Origin of the sequence: Priestia megaterium (assembly GCF_009497655.1) — a bacterium.
In the GTDB taxonomy this organism is placed as follows: Bacteria; Bacillota; Bacilli; order Bacillales; family Bacillaceae_H; genus Priestia; species Priestia zanthoxyli.
Window position 1 is genome coordinate 101,418 of the sequence record NZ_CP023318.1, and the last position, 25,130, is coordinate 126,547.

The 25,130-nt window shown below is 31.0% G+C and carries 18 protein-coding genes and 1 pseudogene; 10 read left to right on the plus strand and 9 right to left on the minus strand.

Annotated elements, in window-relative coordinates:
- Positions 1–377: 377 nt before the first annotated feature.
- On the plus strand, positions 378–1,463 hold the full coding sequence (locus CEQ83_RS26355) for a GerAB/ArcD/ProY family transporter (RefSeq protein WP_228123074.1): 1,086 nt from the start codon (positions 378–380) through the stop codon (positions 1,461–1,463).
- Between the two features lie 195 nt (positions 1,464–1,658).
- Here CEQ83_RS26355 and CEQ83_RS26360 read toward each other — a convergent pair whose 3' ends face one another.
- Complete coding sequence (locus CEQ83_RS26360; protein ID WP_108674963.1) at positions 1,659–2,489, minus strand: STAS domain-containing protein; 831 nt, start codon at positions 2,487–2,489, stop codon at positions 1,659–1,661.
- Between the two features lie 280 nt (positions 2,490–2,769).
- Positions 2,770–3,243 carry a hypothetical protein gene (locus tag CEQ83_RS26365; protein ID WP_108674964.1) on the minus strand — a complete coding sequence of 158 codons (474 nt, stop codon included), beginning with the start codon at positions 3,241–3,243 and terminating at the stop codon, positions 2,770–2,772.
- 334 nt (positions 3,244–3,577) lie between these two features.
- Between CEQ83_RS26365 and CEQ83_RS26370 the strand changes: the two genes are divergently transcribed.
- Positions 3,578–4,585, plus strand: a complete 1,008-nt coding sequence (locus CEQ83_RS26370; protein ID WP_108674965.1) for a DUF3231 family protein — start codon at positions 3,578–3,580, stop codon at positions 4,583–4,585.
- Between the two features lie 252 nt (positions 4,586–4,837).
- Here the strand turns inward: CEQ83_RS26370 and CEQ83_RS26375 are convergent, their stop codons facing one another.
- Positions 4,838–5,809 carry a helix-turn-helix domain-containing protein gene (locus CEQ83_RS26375; protein ID WP_155017629.1) on the minus strand — a complete coding sequence of 324 codons (972 nt, stop codon included), beginning with the start codon at positions 5,807–5,809 and terminating at the stop codon, positions 4,838–4,840.
- Positions 5,810–6,288: 479 nt separating this feature from the next.
- On the opposite strand from CEQ83_RS26375, the gene CEQ83_RS26380 reads away from it, so the two are divergent.
- Both CEQ83_RS26380 and CEQ83_RS26385 read left to right on the plus strand, forming a co-directional pair.
- Entirely contained in the window at positions 6,289–7,437 is a 1,149-nt protein-coding gene (locus CEQ83_RS26380; RefSeq protein ID WP_155017630.1) for a tyrosine-type recombinase/integrase, read from the plus strand.
- Positions 7,438–8,058: 621 nt separating this feature from the next.
- Positions 8,059–8,682, plus strand: coding sequence for a zinc metallopeptidase (locus CEQ83_RS26385; protein ID WP_155017631.1), 624 nt, complete (start codon positions 8,059–8,061; stop codon positions 8,680–8,682).
- Between the two features lie 178 nt (positions 8,683–8,860).
- Here the strand turns inward: CEQ83_RS26385 and CEQ83_RS26390 are convergent, their stop codons facing one another.
- Positions 8,861–9,454 (minus strand): hypothetical protein, encoded by a 594-nt coding sequence (locus CEQ83_RS26390; protein WP_155017632.1) that lies wholly within the window; start codon positions 9,452–9,454, stop codon positions 8,861–8,863.
- 68 nt (positions 9,455–9,522) lie between these two features.
- Here CEQ83_RS26390 and CEQ83_RS27840 point away from each other — a divergent pair.
- From CEQ83_RS27840 to CEQ83_RS26405, 4 genes and pseudogenes are all read left to right on the plus strand, one after another.
- Positions 9,523–9,686, plus strand: a pseudogene (locus CEQ83_RS27840) (IS6 family transposase); the annotation flags it as partial.
- Positions 9,687–10,184: 498 nt separating this feature from the next.
- Positions 10,185–12,407, plus strand: coding sequence for a hypothetical protein (locus CEQ83_RS26395; protein WP_155017633.1), 2,223 nt, complete (start codon positions 10,185–10,187; stop codon positions 12,405–12,407).
- Between the two features lie 266 nt (positions 12,408–12,673).
- Positions 12,674–12,853, plus strand: a complete 180-nt coding sequence (locus CEQ83_RS26400; protein ID WP_155017634.1) for a hypothetical protein — start codon at positions 12,674–12,676, stop codon at positions 12,851–12,853.
- A 45-nt stretch (positions 12,854–12,898) separates the two neighbouring features.
- Positions 12,899–13,594: a hypothetical protein gene (locus CEQ83_RS26405; protein ID WP_155017635.1), complete on the plus strand. Its 696-nt coding sequence runs from the start codon at positions 12,899–12,901 to the stop codon at positions 13,592–13,594.
- A gap of 666 nt (positions 13,595–14,260) precedes the next feature.
- Here the strand turns inward: CEQ83_RS26405 and CEQ83_RS27515 are convergent.
- The 4 genes from CEQ83_RS27515 to dcm all read right to left on the minus strand — a co-directional run bounded on the left by CEQ83_RS27515 (position 14,261) and on the right by dcm (position 18,598).
- Complete coding sequence (locus tag CEQ83_RS27515) at positions 14,261–15,283, minus strand: toll/interleukin-1 receptor domain-containing protein (protein WP_228123069.1); 1,023 nt, start codon at positions 15,281–15,283, stop codon at positions 14,261–14,263.
- Between the two features lie 77 nt (positions 15,284–15,360).
- Entirely contained in the window at positions 15,361–16,173 is an 813-nt protein-coding gene (locus tag CEQ83_RS26415) for a toll/interleukin-1 receptor domain-containing protein (protein WP_155017636.1), read from the minus strand.
- A 332-nt stretch (positions 16,174–16,505) separates the two neighbouring features.
- Positions 16,506–16,913 carry a hypothetical protein gene (locus CEQ83_RS26420; RefSeq protein WP_155017637.1) on the minus strand — a complete coding sequence of 136 codons (408 nt, stop codon included), beginning with the start codon at positions 16,911–16,913 and terminating at the stop codon, positions 16,506–16,508.
- Between the two features lie 425 nt (positions 16,914–17,338).
- Positions 17,339–18,598 (minus strand): DNA (cytosine-5-)-methyltransferase, encoded by a 1,260-nt coding sequence (dcm, locus tag CEQ83_RS26425; RefSeq protein ID WP_155017638.1) that lies wholly within the window; start codon positions 18,596–18,598, stop codon positions 17,339–17,341.
- Between the two features lie 433 nt (positions 18,599–19,031).
- Between dcm and CEQ83_RS26430 the strand changes: the two genes are divergently transcribed.
- Positions 19,032–20,315: a hypothetical protein gene (locus CEQ83_RS26430; protein ID WP_155017639.1), complete on the plus strand. Its 1,284-nt coding sequence runs from the start codon at positions 19,032–19,034 to the stop codon at positions 20,313–20,315.
- Positions 20,308–22,863, plus strand: coding sequence for an SNF2-related protein (locus tag CEQ83_RS26435; protein WP_155017640.1), 2,556 nt, complete (start codon positions 20,308–20,310; stop codon positions 22,861–22,863). The genes CEQ83_RS26430 and CEQ83_RS26435 overlap by 8 nt, the downstream gene beginning before the upstream one ends.
- Positions 22,864–22,996: 133 nt before the next feature.
- Here CEQ83_RS26435 and CEQ83_RS26440 read toward each other — a convergent pair whose 3' ends face one another.
- The gene (locus tag CEQ83_RS26440; RefSeq protein WP_194273217.1) at positions 22,997–24,535 is read right to left on the minus strand and encodes a MutH/Sau3AI family endonuclease; all 1,539 of its coding nucleotides are present in this window, start codon (positions 24,533–24,535) and stop codon (positions 22,997–22,999) included.
- Positions 24,536–25,130: the final 595 nt, after the last annotated feature.

A 25,130-nucleotide genomic window follows, 5' to 3' on the forward strand; every position in this document is an offset into this window, starting at 1 on the left:
CCTTTAGTAAACAGTATAAATCTGTGTTTATAGGAAAAAATAAACGTAATATATTGTTTGTTGATGAATGGAAACGTATTTACATCACGTAATAAAGAAAAGGTAGGAAAAAATTATGGTTCTTTCTGTTTTATTACTTGGAACTATAGGCGTAATTTCAGAGAAACATCTTTTTAAAGCAGGCAGTTCAAAGAAGGAGCGTTTAATTTTCTTGCTTTTCTTGTGCTTCTCCTTGATTCTATCCAGTTTAGATGTACTACACATACAGGTTCCTAATATTTTAAATGGCTTAACCACAGTCTTTCATTATCCAAATAAACTTTTACCTTAAAGATTCTTAGAAGGTGCAAACACATATGAAGAGTGATACATATCAAATGAATACCATTCATATTAGTTCAAAACAGTTTTTTATTATTACGATTCTATTTATCGTAGGGGATGCCGTTTTGTATGTCCCAGCGCTTATTATAAAAGAAGCAGGTCACAGTATGTGGATTGTTGGATTACTCAGCTTATGTGAAGGGATGTTACTGGCCTTTTTGTATGCTAAACTGGGAAATCAGCTTAAAACAAATAGCCTTATGGAGTTTTTAGAAAGGGTTAGTGGCAAATGGTTAGGAAAAATACTTGGGGGTTCTTTTTTATTTTATATATTTGTTGACCTTCTCTTAATGATTTATGAGATGGGATCTTTTATGGTGACGATTATTATCACGGAAACACCCATTGAGTATGTTATTATCGCTTTCCTACTAGTTGTTATTATCGGGGTTAGGTTAGGACTAGAAACCATCGTACGTTCTGCTCAAATCCTTTTTCCATGGTTTATAGGCCTGTACCTCTTGCTTATCTTTTCAAACGTATCTAACGCTACATTTGAGAATCTCCAACCCTTGTTTGAGAAAGGGACCTACCTAATCATAAAAGGGAATTTTTCAATCATATCCTATACGCTAGAAACGGTTATTCTTCTTTTTCTTTTTCCCTATGTAACAAAGAAAGAAAAGGCTACCCAAGCTTATATAGAAGGGGTTACGGCAGGCCTCTTTTTATTAATTGTTATCTCTATATTTGCATTAGCTGTTTCGGGTTTTGCTGTTTTGAAAATGCAGCTTTATCCAAGCTATATGTTAGGGCAGACTTTGCAACTTAGCTTTTTTAATCATATTGAGGTTGTTATAGCTATTATTTGGTTTATCAGTTTGTTTTTTAAAGTAGCCATTTGCTTTTTTGTATTAACTCAAGCCTTATCTGAAATATTAAAGGTCCAAGAATATAAGATTCTAACGTTTCCACTTGGTATGCTCATATTTGTTTGTTCCATTCTTTTTATTTCTAATAACACATACCTAGGTAATTTTATATCTTCTACGTGGATATCGTATTCAATTACGTATGGCGTTTTGTTTCCTTTGTGTTTGTTGATATTAAGTTGGATAAGGAGTAAATTACGCAATTAAGCTATGGTAGGTATTACTTATATACTTGTAGTGTCTTTTTATGAACAAAAAAAGAGCTTTATCGTAAAAGCTCTTTTTCATTATATTTATGGGTAAAAAAACTTATAGTTCTCTTATATTACAGAATCTATAGATTTACTCATTGTTGTATTATTTGTATTACTTTAAGCTTACTTTAATCTATGCTCATATTATTTAAGCTATTGTATTGAGAGCATTTGTGTAAGCTACAGCTTGATGTAAGCTTGCAAAAGTTTTAACATGGTCAACTTTAATTCCTAGGCCTACCATCGTTTGAGCAATTTCTGAACGTATACCACTAAGCACAACTTTTACCCCTATAAGTCCCAAACCATCTATAACTTTAAATAATTGATCTGCTACCATGGTATCAATAATAGGAACAGCAGATAAATCCATAATGAGCCAAGCTAAATGGTATTCACTACTTTTTGTTAATGCGTTTTCTATCAAGATTTGAGCTCGTTTTGTATCCAAATCACCTACTAAAGGCAGAATACCAACTGTTTCAGTCATACGAACAATCGGTACAGAGAGCTCATCAATGGCATACTGAGCATATCTAATGTTTTGCTTATAATCGTTAAGATAAGTCTTACTAATATACTGTGTAGCACAATCAATAATTGAATTAAAGTGGGAGATAATAGAGTAAAACTCTTTAATGGAAACCTCTTGCTTATCCAATTCTTCTAGTATCATATCTCCAATGATGTCCCGGTAGTAACTAATTTCTTCTAAAGCAAGGTTTAAAGGAAGGTCACGTTCTACTAGTACATTGGCCATTTTCCCCGCCCAATTTTTAATGAGAATAGCAGCCGTCTCTTTATCTGAAATAATTGATTGGGCGTAAATCGTTAATAGATCAAGGCGAAAAGGTGTTAGTTCTGTATGAATATCATGGAACTCCGCAAGGTCTTGTTTCTTCCTATCTGCAAGTTCCTCTTTTTGTTGAATAATTTTATCTTTAACCGTTTGTAATCGTTGGACATTTAGTAATTTCACAAGGCACTTCTCCTCATAGTTATAATATATAAGGTATAAATAAGCCGTCTACCTTTTAAAGGGAAGAAGGTTTGCTTTTCATTGTACCACACGTTATTACCTTTTAATGACTTATAACTAGTTGAGGAAGTAATTACCTGTCGTTTGAAGTATCTGTCATGAATAGATTCCATAATCCTTGTAAGTCTAAATAGAATACTCTACATTTCAAAGCTAAAAAAAGAAAAGCTCTTGACAATTCAGGAGTTTTTCTTTTTTATATTAAAGTGGCGTTTTCCTATTACTTACATTCTAATAGGTTATTTTCAAGCTTACGTATCCACTTATAGCACCCTAGCATAATTAAGAGGAGAAAAGGATCAATAATAGCTGAGTAACCTAAATTCCACCAGCCATAATGAAAGTACCCCCAGGGTTCAGGAAGTAATGTAAGGAGTTCATAAAGTAAAATACCTACTAACCAAAAGATAAAGTAGCAAATTTTTTTCTTAATAGGTCTTTTAAAAGGGTACCAATTAAGAAAAATCATGTTGACAGGTGGAAGCAGTACAGTATGGACAAGGATTCCTTTCCAATCAGCTTGTTTTGTAAAATACCAGTAGGCGTGATATTTTAAATCGATAAAAACATCAAACATATGTTGAAAAGCAATAGTAAATGTCCAAATATGAAAAATCTGATTCCCTGTTAATTTTTTATTTGTGGTAAATGCAAATAAGTTAAATACGATAATAGCAATAACAAGTCCAATCATATCTTCTAGGGTCCTTTTCAGCCTAAAATAATTATATTATTGAATATAAATTCTCTTTAGGCTGGTTTTTATTATGAAAAATATTGCAATTCAACTGTAGAATCTATTGCACGACATATGAAAAAGAAAGCGTAGTCTCTCCTCAAAAGAGGTAATTTTTTAGTGATAATGATTTTTTATAATTTCTCCATAAAATATAATTTGATTCAAATAAAGAAAAGGTATCCTCTAACTAAATCCTCTTTGCTACAAAAGTAAAAGGGAGTGTTTTAAGAATACTTACAGAGTGATTTCACATACTAAAGGCAAATTATATTTGCAAGGAGATAAGTACATGGGAACCGAACATAATGTTAAATTGAGTGCTGCAGAAATTGCACAACTGTGGTCATCTTACATGAATAGCAGCATGTGTCACTGTTTATTCACCCATTTCTTGAAAGTTGTGGAAGACAACCAAGTACAAACTATTCTAGATAAAGGTTTAGAATTAACACAAATTCATTTACAGAAATTAACTACTATTTTTCATAAAGAGAAATTTCCTTTACCACAAGGGTTTGTTGTAAAAGAAGACGTAAATACTGCTGCTCCAAAATTGTTCTCGGATAGCTTCATGTTATATTTCAGCTCTAGTATGGGGGCCATGGCTCTTAATTTTTACGCTGTTGCGAAGGCAGCATCTGTACGATCGGATGTAGACACATATTTTTCTGAGTGTATTCGTGAACTTAGTGAATTTGATAGTTTAACTAAAAATTTATTATTGTCAAAAGGGTTATTCATCCGTTCACCGTACCTGAGCCCTCCTCAAGAAGTAAGGTTTGTTGAGGATCAAACGTTTATGTCTGGTTGGTTCGGTCACAAAAGACCTTTATCAGCAATTGAAATTACAAATCTTTTCTTAAACTTACAAAAGAACGCTATGGGGAAAGCTGTAATGATAGGATTTAGTCAAGTCGCTCAGTCAAAGGAAGTAGGAAGGTTTATGGTACGTGGAAAAGAAATTGCGTCTAAACATACAGAGATATTTGGTTCTGTATTAAAAGACGATGACTTGCCAGTACCTATGACTTGGGATAACGAAATAACCGATTCAAAAATCCCTCCTTTTTCCGATAAAATGATGATGTTTATGACAACAGCTTTGATTGGTCTCAGTATAGGGCTATATGGCGCATCGATGGCAACCAGTATAAGAAAGGATCTATCTGTCGATTATGTCCGGTTGGCTGCAGAAATTGCTAAATATGCAGAAGATGGTGCAAAGATGATGATAAATAATGGTTGGCTGGAGGAACCACCACTTTCGGAAGATCGTGACAAATTAGCTAATACGTAAACTATAAGCCATAAAGGTAATACTCCGAAGTAAACTATATCAATAAAGGCTCTCATCCTAACTTGAGAAAAGATATATTATATATGAATGAATATAGTAAAAACTACCAACTTGTGAAAGAAGGTAGTTTTTACTTTTCGACTTTATCCAATGATGCCTCACGGCTTCTTAAGTATTTTACGCACTTAAGATATAAGCTATTCACATAGATAGTTCAGCATATACGAATAGCTTATATTGATTATCTGTATTTTATAATTTTTGTACAGCATATAGTAACAATTCTTCAATATTTCTTTTACCTAGCTCTTTCGCTTTTTGTTGCAATTCTTCTTTCAAATCGCTTGATAGCTTTACACGTACCACTTCCAAATCGCTATCAATATAAATGCCACGGCTACGTTTATTAATCTTTCCTGAGACAAGAACCGACTCTAATAATTCAATGATTTCTTGAGCTGATTCTGTCAACAGTACAGGTTTGATTTCAACTATAAATTGTTCTTTCTCTTCTTGTGGCGTAATTCTCATGTTAGTTGGACTTAGGTACTGATAAAATAAATCCATAAGCTTATAAAGTTGTGATTTTGCATAAGCTGTTTGCTTAAAAGCAAATGTTGCATAGCCTTCTTTCGTAATCGGTTTTTTTGATTCAATTTTATAGGCTGCTTCATAGCCTCGATCAAGTAATTCTTCTACTGTTATCTCTTCATGTTGCTCTGTAACAGCCATAATTGGATCTTCTACCGAGATGATACGTGCAAACTGCTCTTTTTCTTCACCTTTTTTTACAAAAAGCTGAAATAAAGCCACATTTTGTTCAGCATGATAGAAATGACGCTTACTCGGTTTGCGCCCAACTTCATGTGTACGCTTAAATTCTTCTAAATCTTCTTCATTGACAAAATAACAATTAATTCCTCGATATTCTTCTTGGAATGCTGGTAACAGCTCTTGCTTAATATATTTATTGACCGTTGTAACCGAGATATCAAGTTGCTGGGCTACCTCTTTTGTCGTAAGTCCAGGCTTCTTTAATTCTTCTTGCAAACGAACGACATCTTCGATATCAAATTCATAGCGTCCTTCGATATGCCAGTCATCTTTATTAATAGGATTTAATTTTCCTTGCTGAATATATGTATAAATCGTTTTCTTTGATGAAATAGATAACATCTCCATCACATCTTCAATAGTAATAATTTTAGTAGGATTATCAATCATAACATACACTCCTATTCTTTTTTCTTCATCTAATAATTAATTATATCATATATACATATAGTTAGAGTTTAAAAGTTTTTATAATCAATATGTAAATGTTATAACTAACTTATAAATATTTATGTTTTATTATTTACTCTAAGTGATGACAAATAGGAGATTTTTCTACAAATCATATAAACAGTAAACTATTTTTATAAAAAGTAAGTTTACACTTTTACTTTTAAATAAGTTACAATTGATAAGTAATAAACATAATAAATAACTTTAAGTAGTTATTTAATTATAAAAACATTAAATATATATTTAAGATAATAAGTAGTTTAGATTTTGTTAGTAACGCTATTAGTACGTTTTTAAGGGTATTTGTTATTTGTATACATATAATTGGAAACTTGATCCTCGGATAGAGAAGAAACTATTTCAACACAAGGAAGACCTATAAATAAGAAGACATGTTTTACGAAAGGAGAGGTTTTATGCAAGATTTCTCGTTAGTACACATAGGAACAGAAGTAAGGGAAAGAAAAGGAGGTTTCAATGAAATTGTTTCATTGATGCTAGATAATAAATATTATGATGCCTTAGAAGAAAGAAATGAGCATCACCAGCGAAAAAGCGAAGATATGTTCAGTGATTTTACGGATGAAGAAATGATGTACTATTATGTCCATCAGCGAAAGCATATTCGAAAGGACCGAGAACGAAAAGAAAATACAAAAACCGAATACCTACGGATTCTGCTGCAGTTTTATCAGTATGCGGTAAAAAGTGAGTCGTTCTTGCGCCAAGATGTTGACTATTATATAGAAGAAACTATTTTTAAAAACCTACGTCCTTGGCATATTCGAAACTATCAGGCGTATTTAAGCACCGCGTTCTTAGGTAAGGGGGGGAAACCTTATTCACCCGCAACTTTAGACGCTAAGATGACGATTTTAAAAAGTTTTATGAAATGGCTACATGAAACGAAGTATATTCAGCATCCATTACACAAAGAAATCTTAAGCACATCACTATCTGAGCAAGAAATTCCAAATCGAGATTTGTATTACCATGAAGTCAAACAGCTCCTGGATTACTACAAAGAACATCCCATTAATTATGGATTGTTAACGATGTTGGCCATGACAGGATTGCGTATACAGGAAATAGCTAAAGCTTCGTGGGGAGATGTATATCTAGACAGTTTAAGTGGTCATTATCGACTAAGAGGAGTAGGAAAGGGTGGAAAGAAATTTGATAAGTTACTTCATCCATCGCTACATGAACGCATTCTTGCTTTTCGAGAACGACGTCATGTCAGTACAGCATTAAATTCAAGTGATCAAGGTCCATTATTTCCAACTAAAGATGGAGGGTTTTATCAATATAAAAACCTAAGTAATTATATTGTGCGTATCATTGAACGAACGGAATTACCTTTTAGAAAAGAACGGAATGATAGGATTACGCCTCATTACTTTCGTCATTTTTATGCGATTTATAGTAGGCAGCAAGGAGCCGATATTTTCTTAATTCAAAAGGAGCTTGGCCATAGTGACCGTAAAACAACAGAACGTTATCTGGAGAAGGTCTTGCAGCGAGAAAAAGAAGTTGGATTGTTGTGGAAGGAACAAGATTTTTAATGGTAGATGTTAAAATAGAATGCTAACAGAAATGTTTCCTTTCATTTAAGGTTCGTGGGTTTTAGGTATTGTTATATTATAAGGTCATTTATCCCACTTCACTACTACATATTGTTATCATCAATACTAGAACACAATTTAAAGCCCGAATTAAGATTTATACAAATAGGGGATAGTTGTTGGAAAACTAAAGTTTCATATTTTTGATACAGAGAATTTGGAAAAAGAGAGATTGATTATTCATTAAGAGAATTAAGAAAAAGGGCAAATAATATTGAGTTTGAGACTAAAGTGTTGTCAGAATTAAACTACTCAGCTGATAAACAAGAAATTTCACCTAAGTATTTATTCTGTGAATAAATACTTAGGTGAAATTAAAAAACGTTAACTTAAGTATACTAAGGTGAAATCTAAGTCTATGTGAGATTGGAACAAATATGACTCCAAATTGTTACAAAAACAAACAGTCTTTAACTCTCATTTATATATCTATGTAAAGGTTAAAATCCAATCTATATAAGAAAAAATATATAAAAAAGTGATTTTTTCACTCAGTTTCCAACTGTGAATGTATATAATGAATAATGCATAGATAATATTTTGTTAGAAAAGAGTGAATTAATGGGAACAAACGGAAAAATATTCGCGGAAGAACTTTTGAAAAAAAAGTCAATTAATCAAAAAGAATGTATTATAGAAACAGAGGTGTCGAATAAAGCTAGTGAAACTATTTTTAAAATTAAAGGAACATCAAGAGTAATATTGCGTGGAGATAGTAAAAACACAAATAGTATCGTAACTGCTGCACACGAGATTGGACATGTTATAAATAACAAGGAGAACATCAAAAAATATCTACGGTTTAAATACACCTCGTATATACTATCACTTATTATGATTTTGTCTTTGATTTTAGTAATAATCGATAAATTCTATCATGACATACCTCTCGGGGTTCTCCTTATATTCTTCTTCTTTAGCTTCTCACTATCTTTTTATAGTGGATATGTTAAAGTAGTCGACGAATACGGGGCAAACAAAGAAGCATTAAAGTTGTTATATAAATATTCTGATGCGATTTTTTTAAATCACAACGATCCTAGAAATTGGAAAAACATTCGAGATGAAGCTAAAAGTCAACTAAAAAGAGGAATAAAAAGATATAAAGAATCCAACTTTATTATAACCATTTTTAGTTTAGTTCCCGTCCTAACTTATGTAATTATCCATATATTCTCTTTATAACTTAGATTATAACTAGATAAAAAGAGCTGATATCAGCTCTTTTTATCTACTATACTCATTTAGGTATTTTCACTTTAAACGATTTAAATTTGACTGGTTTTAAAGAACCATATATAAAATAGAGGACACCCCAGAAATATAGCTTCCATATACAGAGAAGAATCCCTGTAGCGTGGCACTATATGTTTTTAGATAACAATTCTATTTTAATGTTATTTTTCACAATTAATTTAGGACAATCCGTGGCATTCTCTTTTTTACGTTGTAGCAAATCAATTTTAAACTCATTTAAAATTTTATTAGGCAATAAGCCTAATAAAGCAAGATTTTCTGTTACTAAAGCAGGAAAATCTTTTATATAACAGCCATTCCTGTCCCATACTATAGTTTTTAGTTTTTCTATAAAGTGTTCAAATGTGTATAATCTTTTCCCATAACCATAGAAAGTACTATCAATCATACTAATAGGTTTCGTATGAAAAAAAGATAACCCCATCATTTTAACAAGCTCCTCCTTATAGTTATCGATGTGATTTAAAATTAATTCAAGTGCATCATCGTGTCCAACTTCAACACCTTTTAAAAAAGTACCCGGCTTTGGATATAACCCTATACCTCTCTCTTTAAATTTAGCATTGAGGTGTTGTAGTGTTTCTACAAATTTACAATAAGCTTGAAGTTTAGCCTTAAACTCTTTATTCCTAGAGCACTCATCAATTTTCTTCAACGCATTTAGCATTGTAAGCGTTCTTCTCTCAGCATAAGTGGCCATACAATTCCTCCGTAGAAAATGACATAAGGACATAATTACATAGTAAACACCCTTCTATATTTATCGGAAAAATCCTTCTCAACAATGTTGTGGAACAGGATTATCGTTTTATAAAAAACGAATTTTTTCAGATTTAGAAGCTATGCACATGATTAAAAAAGGAAAGATCACTCAACGAGAGCAGTCTGCCCAAAATCAATTCATTCATCAACTGCTTGGAATAGGTGAATAATTTAAGAAATTATTGAAAACTTTTGCTCTTTTATCTTGATCAAGTAATTTCACTAAAACCATATATAGTATTTTATATCTACAAATTTGATGATTTAAGGAGGAATTTATACCTAATAATGTAGAATTATAATAAAGATAATGAATGCATAAAGGTGGTAGATTCATTATCTTCATTATAAATAATTCTCAAATGAAACCACCTCAGTTATATACAGGAGAAGAGGTGATTCTACGAAAGTTATACAAATGTCTGAGAAATAAGTAGACCACAATATAATATAATGTAAACCTTTCTTAAAGATATATCACTAATTATTATATATTTAAACTTGGAAAGATGGGAGCTGAAAGCAGCAGAGTTATAAGAGCCTCATGAGTTCAATGTATCGACTTCCTTTAGTAAAACGATTTATCTTAAAATTAAAAATGGGAAATTATTCATTTAATAAAGAATTTGATTTTGATTTAGACAATTTTATAAGGAAGAGGAGATTATTTGATAAAAGCTAATGTTGGTGTTCATAATAGGGAAAAATTTGAGTTGGATAGTGGTAAACGTAATATAGGGTTTAAATTTTCAGAGGCAATAATGGAGTCAACTGATGATTCATTCGATGCTTCAATTTCACCTTCAAACTTAGGTGCTCCTACAATTATAGAAATATATGTGAGTGAAGAAGAATATGAAGAATATACAGAAGATGGAAATGTGAATAAATCTAAAAGGTACTCTTATTCAATTTTGGATAATGGTCCAGGAGTATGTGTGGACAATGTATTTGAATTTGGACAAAATAAAAATGATAGATTTACTGATTTAAACGCACTTAATACTTTAAATGGATTATACCACTACGGCTTGTCTTCACATCTAAATGTAGGAACAAAGCTATATTTTTATTCTAGAGAGACAGATAGGGATTGGAGTCTTAATTGTTTAGAGGCTAGCGATATTACAGATGAAGTATATACTTATAAGAAAGAAGCAAAACCTAATATTGAAGTAGACAATCAGCAACTAGATTTAGATGATTTCGATTTTTTTGTCAGAACTGTTGTTCAAGTCAAAGGTGTACGGAAGTCTGAGGTAGAAGAAAAGAATTTAGAGGAACTTGTTAAAAATCTAATAAAACAATTCGGAGTAACTTACAAACACTATATTCAAAGAGGAAATAAAATTTTTATTAACGGTACTGAAGTAAGAGGTATCGATCCGTTTTTATGTGAGAAGGAATACAAAGAGAGAGGTATCAGTTCAGATTTATTTCATAAATTTAATATAACTCTAAGAGAGTTACTAGAGCAAGAAGATGCTATAGTAAAACAGAAAATATTAAATAATTATGGTAAATTATTTAATAGTAATGAAGAGCTATTAAATGAATCAATAAACGTAAGTATGTATGAATTATGCTCTGATTTTCTAGATCGTAGTTTTAAAAGTAAGATAGCTGAAGAAATGTCACACTGCCTATTACCCTCAATTATGGATTCAGGTTTTTATATTAAAAGAAACCATCGATATATAGGTAGAGCTGCGAAAATATTGGATATTTGCAAAAACCATAACTCTTACAACTACTTTAGAGCAGAAATATCTTTCTCACCTATATTTGATATGTTTTTTGGAATTCAAATAAACAAGAATAAATATGATATTAAAAGCTCTTTAGCTTCACTGATGATAAAAAAAATAAATCTAGAGACAAAAGGAAAAAATATACCTAATTACTTAAAAACTCGCGAAAAGGATTCGATTAAACAAAATTCTTTAACATTATTATCCAAATTAATAGTAAAAGCTCACGAGCTTGAAAAATATATTTATCAATTAGATATCGTTCGCGCTGAAGCTCGTGAAAGAGGTATAGATTCAGATTTAATATTGGAAGCAAGAGAATTTATGGAAAGCTCAGAAAAATTTAATCAATATCTTACTGGATTAACAAATGAATATGATGACCTTTTAAAATTGAATGAAGTTGAAACTAATATAGTTCAGGATGCTCTCAATGAAGCAAAAAAACTATTCCAAAATGCTACAGAAATTATAATGAGAATAAAAAATGCCATTTCATTGAGAGATGAACAATTAATAGAACCTGCAAATTTATTAAAAAATCGTGTACGTGTTGCTGCTAATACTAATCGTAGGTTAATAGGAAATGAAGACTTCGATTATTTGAATGCATTTAAAGGCTTTATACTCGAACCCTTAAATGAAGTTCAAACTTATGGTGTATTGTATAATATACTACATCACTTTCCCAACGAATTTGAATTTATACTATTAGATTACAGTGAGGATAAAGGAATTGATTGTGTAGTAAAGATAAGAGACGCTGAACTATATAATAATTTAAACCTAAAGGCTCGCTTTGAAAATCAATGGGAACTTGATTGGGATGAATACCTTAATAATAATAAAGGAGCATTTTCTTTTGTTGAGCTAAAGTATAAGCTAGGCGCTAAAGAGGATTTGGGACATTCATTAACCCTAGTTTCACACTTAATATGCTGGGATTTTCATGAAAACAACCTTGATGAGTTCAAAGCTGTAGATGGAAAATATAAGCTCTCTAATGACAAGCGTTACTTGTTCCACAAAGACAAAATGAAAAAAGTCAAAGTGATTTGCTTGAGAGAAATGGTTGAAAGGCTGATTGGAGAAGAATTTTATGCATCAAAGGATTATTTTAATAGTTATTTGAGTCGATGAAGTAATTTACTATTAAAGAGGAGTGGTTTGTAGAAAATAACCAATAAAAAATGGTCGTAATAACTAAGGAAGATAACTCATAACAATAAAATGTTAAAAGGCCTGCATTATCTTTATGCAGGTTTTTTAACATTTTATTGTCTTAATAAAGTAGTATCAAGCAAGTGAAGTTTTCATAGGAATATTGTTTAATTTATAATATAACTGGCCATTTGTTTGAAATAGTATAAGCAGGAATAAGTTAACTGTTAATTACGGAGGACAACATGAGATTTGAATATGAGGAATTACATTCTGCCCCTCTTCTCATAAATTCAATTTATGAGGGGGGGAGAAAAAAGAATACTGCCGCAGAGGATCCTTTAACAAAATTGTTCAAAGTAAAAGGATTTATTAAAAGTGTAGGCAATAGAGGTGGATTTAGAAAATCCAGAAAAAAATGGTAAAGTTACTAATGAAATAGCATATAGTGTTATTTTTTCATCAAAAAAATGAAAGAATGGCCAAACACATATGACAAATCGACGGATACGTTTATATATTATGGAGACAATAGGGAGCCAGAAAACAATTATTTAAATACTAAACAAAAAGGAAACGCATGGCTAAAAAATATTTTTGAAAAGGCCTATGGAACCCTTGAAACTAGAAAAACAATTCCCACTATGTTTGTTTTTGAATCTACAGGTATTGGATTAAATGTAGAATTTTTAGGAGTTGCTGTACCTGGTGCAGAGGGGAAAACAATTAATCAATCGTTGAAGCTTGAAACACATGGTGAATCTCAAAATCAGTTTCAGAATTATAAAGCTCAGCTTACAGTAATAGACATTGAACCTGAGGGTATAAGTAGAGATTGGTTAGCCCAGTTAAAAGATATTAATGGAGATACACTAAAATATGCCCCTAAAGAATGGGTGAGTTTTATAAAAAAGGGTCCTGATGGCGCTAAGGCAATAAAACCTGAAAATGTAGTAACTATTGATGATACTATAGAAGTAGTATTCGAAAGTGAAAAGCAATATCTTCAAAAAGTTAGAACCACTCAAGCGAAATTTCGTGAGTGTCTTTTGAAGGAAGCAATAACTTGTAAAGTGTGCGGAATGAATATTCAAAAATTATTAGTAGCAAGCCATATTAAACCGTGGAAGGATTCAAATGATATTGAGCGAGTAGAATTTCTTTAATGGGTTCTTATTGTGCCCTTCCCATAATGCAATTTTTGATGCTAGGTATATATCTTTTAATAATAAAGGGGATATAATACTCTCCGACCTTTTAAACAACGAACATAAGGATTTACTTCACCTTAATAAAACCGTAAAAATAAGACTTAATCCTAGGCACATTCCTTACATGAATTGGCATAGGGAAAAAGTTTTTAAGAAATAAAAAAATCAAAGAGATAAACATCTTTGATTTTTAGATATTTTGATTAGATAATAAATTAGATTAAAACGTTAGTGACTTACTAAGAAGTATTAATAGCGTACTATTTTAATACAGATAATATGGATTTTACTATTTATCTTAAGGTTAAAGCCTTATTAAAATTCTTATAAATAAAATCCTTATTCAAAATGAAACAAGTTTCTCTTGTATCTTGAAGAAACGGCTTATATCCCCCGGACCCTTACCTTTTGAAAAGGTAATAAGATTAAGTCTAAGACTATTCTTTTTACTTAGGGCCGCAGTAAGAAACTTACTAATGTTGTTTGTTTCAATAACTTCTTTTATCATATGGTTTAATCATGTACGGACCCATAGGACAACTTATTATATGAATCCAATTGAATATAGAATGAGGTACCTTAAAGAACTGTCTAGTTTAGTGTTGACATACTAAATCATCATTAAACTATAATGTATTCTTTGACCTTACCTTCTATAAATTCACTTATTTTCCTAGGGGTATATTCGTTTGCACTAATATATCCTGTTGTAGATTTAATCCCTGGAATTTCAGTTTCATCTAAACGAATGGGTAATATATACTCTGCTTTTTCTTCAAAGGCTCTGGCTTGGGCACTTTCTCTTTCATGATTTGTCCAAACTTTTTTTTTGTAATTTTTCGACAGAAACATTACACAATACATTGATTTATTTCTATAAATATCATCTAAATGTGAATATAAATCCTTTCCCCACAAAGAAACAACCTCATATTTATCATAAAAAACTTTGATACCACTGCTTTTTAAAGTATCAGCTATTTCATAAACATACTTTCTATCTTCTCCCGCAAATGATAAAACAACATCATATTCCCAAGCTTTCATGTTGGTTCTTTCCATTTTCTCATGATTCTCAAAAAAAGTACTCTTATCAAATGGTATTTTAAAATATGTATTTCTTCCGTTTTCAGAGACCTTAATCTTAATACGTTCATTTTGCTGGATCCCTAAATGAAGATTATTACTATTATTGTCATCAAGGCATAGAATTAATATATACTCTTGACAAACTTGCTGTAACCATTGGTCTCCACCTACAATATAAGAATGTACGTTAAGTGAAACCGACTCTTCATTTTGTTCAAAATAATCAAACTTGTTTAATTCTGCAATAAGTTCGTTAAGTAAACCTAACTCTTCAACCCTATAAAATTCATCTCCAATTTCCTCGTTATAAAAAAAGAAATCGTTGATATTTAAGCTTTTATTTCTAAACTGTCCTGAAGCTGTAAAAAATCCACAATTGATATGTATACAAGAATCATATTTGTCTATAATGCTTAATTCATACCCCCAATATTGACCTTGTGTAAAGGGTATTTCTTCATAGTATTGAAGTTTATTAAAAAAGTTATTCTCTGTAATCTCTTTTAATTTTTTTTTAAGTCCTTCCAATGCAACTTTAAATTCAGCTTGCGTCATTAAAAACCCCTCCTACATTTTCGAAAATCACTATTAAAAGGACAACTCCAGAGACCTTATCTTTAATTCTAGTTTAATTATCTGTTCCTTATTTTAAAAACCTCATTATATAAAACTCCACAAATATCATATAAAATATCCAGAGGATGTAGAGTAACTCTTTGAGGGCGGTTTTTAAATGATAATTGCACGATTTGTAACCATTTCTCAAGATCAGTTTGACTTATTTTTTTAAGATGATCCATTCGAACATCATATGTAATAGTTAAACTTTTATATTCTTGACCTTCTTCAAATTTCCCTTTCTTTAGGATTTTATGATGTCGCTCTGGTGGAATTCTTCTGAGTGTTTGGCTCAAAGCTAGCTCTGTATATATCCAGGGGGACATAGTTTGATTTATTACTTCTGTAGTAATTAGAGACTTAGGAGTATTTAAAAATACCATACATTCAGTCTTATCAATCATATTTATTAAAGCTGTAGTAAGCATTGCATGAACATGACTAGTAGAATAATTCCTCTTCTCGTATATGTAAGCTGTTTTATTATCGTTTTGACAATATTCATCATCAATCTGTTTTAAAAGATTATTAGCAAATCCCCAAACACACGAGTCAATAAATACGTTTAATCCAAATTCTTGATGGAGGAAACCTGCCAATCCTATAGCCTTATCTCTATCTGCATGGGAATGGGACAAAAAGATATCAGCTTCTACTTCTGGAAACCAATTATTTTGCATTCTTGTACCGTTTATACTTCCATCTTCTGATATAAATTCTTCAAATCCTCTTCTAATATCTTGTTTGTTTTTTTTAAAGATGTTTTCACCAATATTCTTGTAACCTACAAACATTGTAGACGTTTCTAAATTAAATCCTGTAAACATAATTCTCCCCCTATATTAACCTTCAATAATAATATTAACATGTAAAATACGGATATTTATACAATATTTTATATTTTTGAATCTTTTATAAAATTTAAATTCATTACTTATATATAATTTTAGGGTACTAATATCAGGGAGAAAAACAAGTACTTTTACATAGGTCTACAAGTAAATAAACTTTGAGTTGACCGGCAGTTCCTCTCCTAAGGCTTATGCCAAATCAAATACAAAAAAACACGAACCATTTAAGGAACATGTTTTTTCTTTAAAATAAAACAAATAATTAAATTGAGCACTTAAGCAAAGGCCCTAAAAGAAAAATTTTGAACTTAACTAGGGAAAATTAACATAGCTAATAAGATAACTACTAGGAGGGGAATGTAAAATAAACTTAGTGTTGTAGAAAACGTAACCTTAAGCCATGATTTAACCTCATCTTTACAGACATAAGCATTCATATTATAATCAATTGCTTCTTCTTCTCTGCCTCTAACCCTATCGTAGAGTTTTCTATATAACTTTTCTTGCCATAGAAAAAAACCATCTAAAAACCAGAAAAAAACTACTGGAATATAGGCCACTATTAAGTACCGTGAATCCATTTCAGAGACGTTTGCAAAAGCAAAAATACCAACTAAAATAGTGACGGACCACCCTTTTAAAAAAAAGGAATTTTGAGCCATTCTTGTTATAACGGCTTGAATAAATTCTAGATGTTTAATTTTATTTTCATTCATATCTTTTCTCCCCTATACATTAAAAAAATAAGACAAAATATTTAACCATTCTTCAAGAGTCAAGAACTTACCTTTCTAATCCTAAACAAATGAACTAGGAATGTCATCCAGCATACTCAGTACCTTCATAATATGTATTTAATATCTGTTTGTAAAAAAGGTAATACATCGACAGCTATTAAAATGGCCTAATTCTCAAGGCATCCATTTAAAATTGATATAGTTATCTATAACAGTGAAAACTAAGCACTCATACTGCTCCATTCGACTTCTTGAGCTCTCAGCAGTTTACTTATTAACATATGATTTATCTAGTTCTTTGCCATCTATTCAATCTCTATATACAGTATACCCTAACTCCAACATAGTAAAAACAAAAGACAAAGCAGCTAATATTAAGTTTGAAGCTTTGCCTTTAACTATAACTACTTTGGAATCTCTTGAGCTTCCATAGCATATATCTGGTTAATTTTATTACCCATTTTCTCTACTAAACCGACTACTAAGGCATTCCCCATGCAAAAATACCTGACTCTATCTGTTAATCCCTCCGTCCAATCTGGAGGAAAGTCATTTAATAATTCACATTCAACAGGTGTTAAAACACGCAAACGCTTAGTGTCCAAATCTTTAACTACATGGGTACTACGGTTCTTTGTGGCTTCACTGGTAAGCATAGTTCTTCCAGAGATATCTAAATCATCGGGAAATTTCATTCCGCCCTCAGAATAAGTATAAACATGACCGGAACTTGAAGTTCTTTCAATACGTTTAGGTCCTTTAAGGTAAGTAAAATGTTCCAATGTTGTTTTCCCATTCTTTCCTATTTCATCACCATCAACGTAATATTTTTCATCTACTACTTGATAATCTCTAGCTTTGATTAAAACGTCTCTTAGCGTAATTGGTGAGACTGATTGAGGGACAACTTCTTCAGTGTGAAATTTACCATTTCTCATTATACCTGCATTCCTAAAGGTTGCTGTGAAAGTATCTGATACTTCTACAATATCTTTAGGTAACACAGTATTTGTTACGGAATGCTTTAAAGAAGTTCCAGTTATCGGAAATTCACTGCTGAAAAATCCATTTTCCTGAATACTTTCTTGCAAAGAATAATTCAACTGCGTTTTCGCATAGTTAGTATTGTTTCTGTATGCAAAAATAAAAATTCTTCGTCTTCTTTGTGCAAATCCGTAATCAGCAGCGTTGATAACTCTCCATTCCACAAAATAACCTGCATCTCTAAAGCTTGCTAGCATAACAGCAAAGTCTCTTCCACGCAACTTAGAAGGTGATTTTAATAATCGATCAACGTTTTCTAGCAATACAAACTTGGGTTTATGATGATTTACTATCCTCATGATTTCCCAAAATAGTACACCCTTCTTTCCTTGTATTCCTGATTCTCCACTTAACGAACGTGCAACAGAGTAATCTTGACAAGGGAATCCTCCTACTAGTAAATCATGTTTAGGTATATCTTTTTCCTCATCTACTGTAGCGATATCCTCATTGCTGTGAATTCCTTTATCTTCAAATCTTTTACTATAGACTTCAAACGCATGCTGTACTTTTTTTGAGGGTTCCCACTGATTGCCCCATACTATATTAAAACCGCCTTGACGCTCCAATCCAACTCTGAACCCCCCAACGCCTGCGAATAATTCTACTACATCTATCATAAATACGAACATCCTTTCCTATTAACACGTATTCTCATTATAAATGGTTTCAATTGAATAATGAACAAGAATTAATTTTCGAAATTATTAGGATATTCGCTAATAATAATTATCATCTATAATAAAAAAGCCAAACATTATTAATGCAACATTCAAGAGAAAGAAGAGTATTTATGTAATTGAGCATAACTTTGTTAAGTAACAGATACGGTTGTTTGCTCATTTTATGATAAAATAGAACTAGTTATAGACTATTATTTGTAGTTGATATCTAAGTAAATATGAAACTCTAAAAGTATAGTTTAACTAGATAAAAGTGTATCCTATAATTATTTTGGACAAAGTGATTAGTTGAGGGAAAATAAACATCACCCAGGAGAAATAAATAAGTGATACATTGATAAATAGAGTGTGTATGGGGAGATATATTAAAATGACGATTAAATTAAATGAATTAATAGGATCTAAAATTACGATGACGGATTCAACACGTAAATTGACAATTAAAGGTGAAACAAAACCATATAAGGTAGCTAGAATTCCATTGGATTTATGTCACTACAACAATCAAAATGGACGTATTGCAACTCATATCAGTGAATATATTTCAAATGGGAACACGCTTAATAAATCAGATTTGAATGAATATAATAACGTTTTAGAGAAATTCATTTACAAGGCAAATCCTAAAGCTTTAGATGACACTATGAATAATATTGATAAGTTTGATCAGAGAGTAGCAGGGGTTGTGTTAAACGATGGGCGAATTATAGATGGGAATAGACGTTTTACAGCCTTACGTAAATTAAAACGTGATAAAGGAAAAGATTTATACTTTGAAGCAGTTATTCTGAATCAAGAAGAAGGAATAGACCAGCGTGATATTAAACTTTTAGAATTGAATTTACAACATGCTGAGGAGAAGCCTGTAGATTATGATCCAATTGATAATTTAGTTGATGTATATCGAGACTTAATTGAAAACAAACTATTCACTGAGGTTGAATATGTGCGAAATACGAATAAAAAGCCGGCTGAAGTAGCTTTAATGATGAAGAAAGCAGAGTTAATGGTTCAATTTTTAGATTATATAAACGCCGAAGGAAAGTACTATATCGCACGTGATTTGGCTCTTGATGGGCCGTTACAAGAAATGGTACGTATTTTAGAGAGTCAATTTAAAGGGATAGACGTCCGTACTATCTTATCCGCGAGCCATAAAGACAAAGGTGAGCAAGCTGGATATCTTCGAGTAAGAAATGCATTATTTACAGCAATCTTTTCTAAGCGTAAGTTGAATGAATCAGATAACAAAGGTGATGTGACTCGAGATATTCGTGATATGGGAAAATTCATCATCAATGCAAGCAATCGGGAAGAGTTTTTAGATGAATTTGATGATATTGTAGAGGAAGTCTATGAGAATTTCCAAGATTTGGATGAAGTTGATAGCTCTTCAGTAAAAGAAGTTGGTCAAGAATTAGCAGATGTGCGTAAGGAAGCTCAAAAAGTTATTGATAAGCATATAGAGGATTCTCGCTTAGTAATGGCTAAAACTAAGCCCGTTGATTTAATAAATAAAGCATTTGATGATTTAAAACGTATTGAAGTCGAACAGGTAAAACGAATGGATTCTTCTACAGAGCAGGAGTTTTTAACAGTATTTGAGGAAGTACAGAAAAAATTAAATGAATTTAGAGAGGCTCTAAATGTTTGATCAACTTACTTTGCATCCTTCATATTATACAAATACTTCAGATATAGTAGAAGAATTTTACAATCCAGTTTTATCTGTAGCGAAAGTATATGATCGTGTAAGCGCATATTTCAGCTCGAAAGCTCTGGCAGCCTATGCCAAAGGGCTTTCGGGCTTAATTAATAATGGAGGGAAAATGCGGCTTATTGTTTCGACAGAAATTAGTGAAGATGATTTTGAGTCTATCAAGAAAGGTTATGCATTACGTGAAGAACTAAAAAATAAAATCACAATTAGTTTAGAGGATAAACTGACAATTGAAGAAGAAATGAACTATTGTAATTTGGCGCATTTAATAGCAAACGGCCACGTAGATGTAAAAATTGGCTTTACTACAACAGGTATTTTTCATTCTAAATTCGGCTTGTGTAAAGACGGTAATGGCAATGTAATTTATTTTACGGGCTCTAATAATGAAACAGAAGCTGCAATTAAAGCGAATTATGAGGCATTTGATATTACGGCATCTTGGTTATGTTCAGATTTCGATATTCATAAATTACATAGGGCAGAAAGTGAGTTTGAAAAACTATGGAGTTCTACAGACAGTGGCCCTATAGTGTATGTAAAAGAGATTAATGAAGTAGTACGAAAAAAGATTATACAGTTTGACAAGGGGCGAGTAATTTTGAATACAGAAACTTTAACCGATGATGCGTTAATTTTAGCTTATGAGAACGATAAAATCGTTTTATATGATAACTTAAAATCTTATAAAATTTCATCTAAAGATATGGCAATTTCCCAAAAATTATTGCCTTATTATGACGGAAGCTATCCAGATTTCTCGCCTGACTTAACCTATATCGAAATGAACGAAGTAATTAAAATATTAGAAAAATACTCTAAAAGAAAAAAGTTTAATTTTATTGTTAGCCAGTCTTTAAAAGAATACTTATCAACAGTTGCCTATTTTATAAAGGAACGCGCGGATTATGGGAAAACTATTAAATATTATGAAAATGAGCTAGATCCAATTATCGCTGAACGCTTCAAAAAATTCGAAAACATTGTTAAAAATGAATTAGATAGAACTTTGCGCCCTAAACAAATGTGGAGTGCATTTTATATGTATGAAATGAAAAATGCAGCAAATTTTTCTGTACCAGGAGCAGGGAAAACATCAATGATTTATGGAGTGTTTGCATTCCTAAATTCACCAGAAGTTGATAAAATTGATAAGATTGTTATGATTGGCCCTAAAAACTCATTCTTATCTTGGAAAGATGAATTTAAGTCAAATTTTGCCGACAAAAAAACACTAAAATTTTTAGATGTGCAGCTAAATAAATTAAATGAATTTGAGTTTCGTCTTGAAAGTGGAGATCGTAATTTGGTTTTAGTAAACTACGAATCACTACCTAAATATGAGTCAGTATTATCAGATATTATAGATTCTCGTACAATGTTGGTATTTGATGAAGTACATAAAATCAAAGGACTAACGAGTGTAAGAGCGCAAGCTGCCAAACGTATCTCTGCTAGAGCTGGCTATAAATACGTGTTAACGGGTACCCCTATACCAAATACCTATCAAGATGTTTATAATTTATTAAATATTTTGTATGGCGATGAATATAAAATATTTTTCAACTTTAATAAGAATGATTTAAAAGAACCTAGTCCTATTATGGTAGAAAAAATTAATGATAAACTATACCCTTTCTTTTGGAGAACTAATAAAAAAGAACTAGGAGTGCCATCAGCTAATGAAGATGATCTCGTCCATGTGCTTGCATCCAATCAAGAGCAAGAAATCATTAATTTACTTTATCGTAAATATGGAAGAAGTGCTTTTCATTTATATATTCGTCTTATTCAGGCTTCTACTAATCCGGATTTATTATTAAAATCCTTAGATTATATTGAAATGTATGGAGAAGAAAACAATCCCTTAAAAGATATGAATCAAGATGCTATAGTATTTACTGAAGAAGAAATTGAGCTCATCAGACAAGTTCCTAAAACATCAAAATATTATGCTGCCCTAGATATGGCGGAGGATTTGTATGTTCAAGGTAAGCAATCCATCATCTGGTGTATGTTTGTAGATACCATTAATAAATTATATCAGGACCTACGTCTTAAAGGGATTAAAGCAGGGATTATATATGGAGGTACTCCTCAAGATGAACGTGATAAAATGATTAAAGCATTCTTAAATAAAGAAATTGATGTACTAGTAACAAACCCTCATACTTTAGCAGAATCTGTTTCCTTACATCATACTTGTCACGATGCAATTTACTTAGAGTATTCGTTCAACCTTACACATATGCTTCAATCTCGGGATCGTATACATCGATTAGGCCTAAAAGACACTGATTATACCCAATATTATTATTTTATGTTGCAAGGTAATGAAGGAGAGCGAAATACAATTGATGAGCGAATTTACTACAGATTAAAAGAAAAAGAGAAAAGAATGTTAGATGCTATTGAAAGAGGCATTCTTGAACCTGAACCAGAAGTAGATTTAGAAGAGATTTTATCTTTATTTAATAACTAAAAATAACATAGCAATGGCTCTTATCTAGAGACCTCTTAATTTAAGAAATGTCATGTAGGTATTAATATAATTTGCAAAAAATAAACAATGCTTAGTAAATTAAAAAAGTCTTACTAGGCATTGTTTTTTAATTTTATTTATGAAGATAATCTAAATAGTGATTTTTATCAATGAAAATCCGTTCCAAATCTCTTGAGTAATAAGGTTTCTTATCATATTTCAATAAAACTGTTTCTAAAGTATCATAGGATACTGATTCTAAAGAAAGCACTTCTATAACATCACGTAATTGACTTAGTTTTAACGAAGACTGTTTTTCTTGCTCCAGGATATATGTGAAGAATTGCTCACTTTTTAATTTTCGGTTCGATTTCTTGAAAAAGATTGTTCCAAATAGTCTTATCGATTTTAGATGTGGTATTTGAATAATAAGAGACTCATAAAAAATAGAATCAAAACCAAATTCCTGAATCTCATGGGAGAAACCATCTTTTCTTAAAGAGTTATAAGTAAAATATCCTTTATTTTTAGTAGTATTAAGGACGGCTGATTGATAAGACTCTAAATTTTGTTTTTTAAGTCCTGCTGATTCCATTTTACCTTGTGTAATATAAGAAGAGTCATCTACTTTTACGATAGTCAAGGCCTTCTCTAAATTTTTAAGGTACCTTTTGAAATAGTCTGTTTGATAGATTTCTTTATTAGATAACTTAAAATAGGGTTCACTAAGTATAGTTTCATCAAAAAAATTTTTTATTTTTTTGAATTTCTCACTAAATACATAAGGGGAATGTATTTTTAACCCTATCCCTTTTAAAAATATATCATTAATTTGAAATAAATTAAATTGTGGTAAAAGACCTTTAACAAGTTCATAGAACTCTTCTAAGGTATAAACCGGGTCTTGAATAGCTAATTTTATTAATTCTAATTCTCTGGAAGACAATTGTGGTACAGAATTTTCAAGAGAATCTTTTACTTTTAAAGGTTGTAAATCAGATACAATTTCACCAACAAAACTGGCATTAAACCAATAAGACTGCTTGGTAATTAATTGTTCATCTGGCAAAAGATCTTTGTCATTGCCATCAGAAGCTTTAGGACGTACGTGCATGACTTCATTATCTGATGGAGAGGGTAGATTGTTTTCAACAATACTCTTACCTTTTTGTTGAATAGGTGTTAATGTTACACCCTCTAGAAGTCTATTACGTAAATGAGTCCAAAAGCTTTTAACTTGTGACTCAAGAATTATATCAGGCATTTTCCAAAGCTTCATATCTCTATAGTAAAGAACACCGTTTTGTAGTTGGAAAACTATAAATAGAAAAGTTGTATTTCTAAATTTGCTTTTGATAAAGCTATTTTCCCATTTTTCTTCTACTACTTTTAGGAAATCAATTCGTTCAAAAGACATTGATTCTTTAGGAATTCCATTTTCTTGTAAGCGTATAGTTTTTATAGAAATATTATTTTTACTAAATTTTGTTGCTAAATCCTTTAAACCTGTGTAAGCGTACATCTCTTTTACTAATGTAGCTGTTCCTAAATGAGGCCCCATTAAAAAAGGGTTGACGCCTATAATTTTCCCAATAGAATACACTGAGAGGTTTTTGAACTGATTAAAATACTCAGTATTAATTTTAATATCATCTTCTAAATTAACGGACACGAAATCGCTCTTTTTAAGCATCTTATCACTCGTTTCTTGTTATCATAATCTAATGAGGTAACGTAGATTGTTTTAATGAATTTAATGTATATTCATATAGGCTTTTTTACTTACTCTAAAAAATCTTCTTAATCTTAATTTATCATCTTCTTACAAAAATGGACAGATTATACTTGATATACATACCTATTTTATAGAAAGTAGTATTTTCTACAATTTATTTCATCTGTACTAAAGTGATGTTGAATAATTTCTGTTAAGTGTTCATATTTAAAGGTTGTTTTAACCCATTAAATAAGTTTTTCTTTAATCTCAAATTGACTTTGGCTATCCCATCCCATAGTGTTTGCGACATTGACCTGCTCTCTATGTATTTTTTAGATTGATTTTTAAAGTGAATATCTCCTTTATGTGGATTATAAGTGAACACATTTAACAGGTTAAAATAATTATGAATTGCCCTTGGAGTAGGGAGTTTTCATCTTAACTTCTTGAATTGAAAAATAATTCTAGATAATTTAAAACAATACAAAGAGATTTTTATTTAAAATTAAAATTATAAAAATGCTAGTCAAAAGTTTAAGTGAATTTATAA

What these genes read in the sequence shown, in the direction of transcription:
- CEQ83_RS26400 (WP_155017634.1), top strand. Translation starts at nt 12,674, where the DNA reads ATGAGATTTGAATATGAGGAATTACATTCTGCCCCTCTTCTCATAAAT.
- CEQ83_RS26390 (WP_155017632.1), bottom strand. Translation starts at nt 9,454, where the DNA reads ATGGCCACTTATGCTGAGAGAAGAACGCTTACAATGCTAAATGCGTTG.
- CEQ83_RS26415 (WP_155017636.1), bottom strand. Translation starts at nt 16,173, where the DNA reads ATGTTTACAGGATTTAATTTAGAAACGTCTACAATGTTTGTAGGTTAC.
- CEQ83_RS27515 (WP_228123069.1), bottom strand. Translation starts at nt 15,283, where the DNA reads ATGACGCAAGCTGAATTTAAAGTTGCATTGGAAGGACTTAAAAAAAAA.
- CEQ83_RS26380 (WP_155017630.1), top strand. Translation starts at nt 6,289, where the DNA reads ATGCAAGATTTCTCGTTAGTACACATAGGAACAGAAGTAAGGGAAAGA.
- CEQ83_RS26430 (WP_155017639.1), top strand. Translation starts at nt 19,032, where the DNA reads ATGACGATTAAATTAAATGAATTAATAGGATCTAAAATTACGATGACG.
- CEQ83_RS26385 (WP_155017631.1), top strand. Translation starts at nt 8,059, where the DNA reads ATGGGAACAAACGGAAAAATATTCGCGGAAGAACTTTTGAAAAAAAAG.
- dcm (WP_155017638.1), bottom strand. Translation starts at nt 18,598, where the DNA reads ATGATAGATGTAGTAGAATTATTCGCAGGCGTTGGGGGGTTCAGAGTT.
- CEQ83_RS26420 (WP_155017637.1), bottom strand. Translation starts at nt 16,913, where the DNA reads ATGAATGAAAATAAAATTAAACATCTAGAATTTATTCAAGCCGTTATA.
- CEQ83_RS26355 (WP_228123074.1), top strand. Translation starts at nt 378, where the DNA reads ATGAATACCATTCATATTAGTTCAAAACAGTTTTTTATTATTACGATT.
- CEQ83_RS26370 (WP_108674965.1), top strand. Translation starts at nt 3,578, where the DNA reads ATGGGAACCGAACATAATGTTAAATTGAGTGCTGCAGAAATTGCACAA.
- CEQ83_RS26375 (WP_155017629.1), bottom strand. Translation starts at nt 5,809, where the DNA reads ATGATTGATAATCCTACTAAAATTATTACTATTGAAGATGTGATGGAG.
- CEQ83_RS26405 (WP_155017635.1), top strand. Translation starts at nt 12,899, where the DNA reads ATGAAAGAATGGCCAAACACATATGACAAATCGACGGATACGTTTATA.
- CEQ83_RS26435 (WP_155017640.1), top strand. Translation starts at nt 20,308, where the DNA reads ATGTTTGATCAACTTACTTTGCATCCTTCATATTATACAAATACTTCA.
- CEQ83_RS26365 (WP_108674964.1), bottom strand. Translation starts at nt 3,243, where the DNA reads ATGATTGGACTTGTTATTGCTATTATCGTATTTAACTTATTTGCATTT.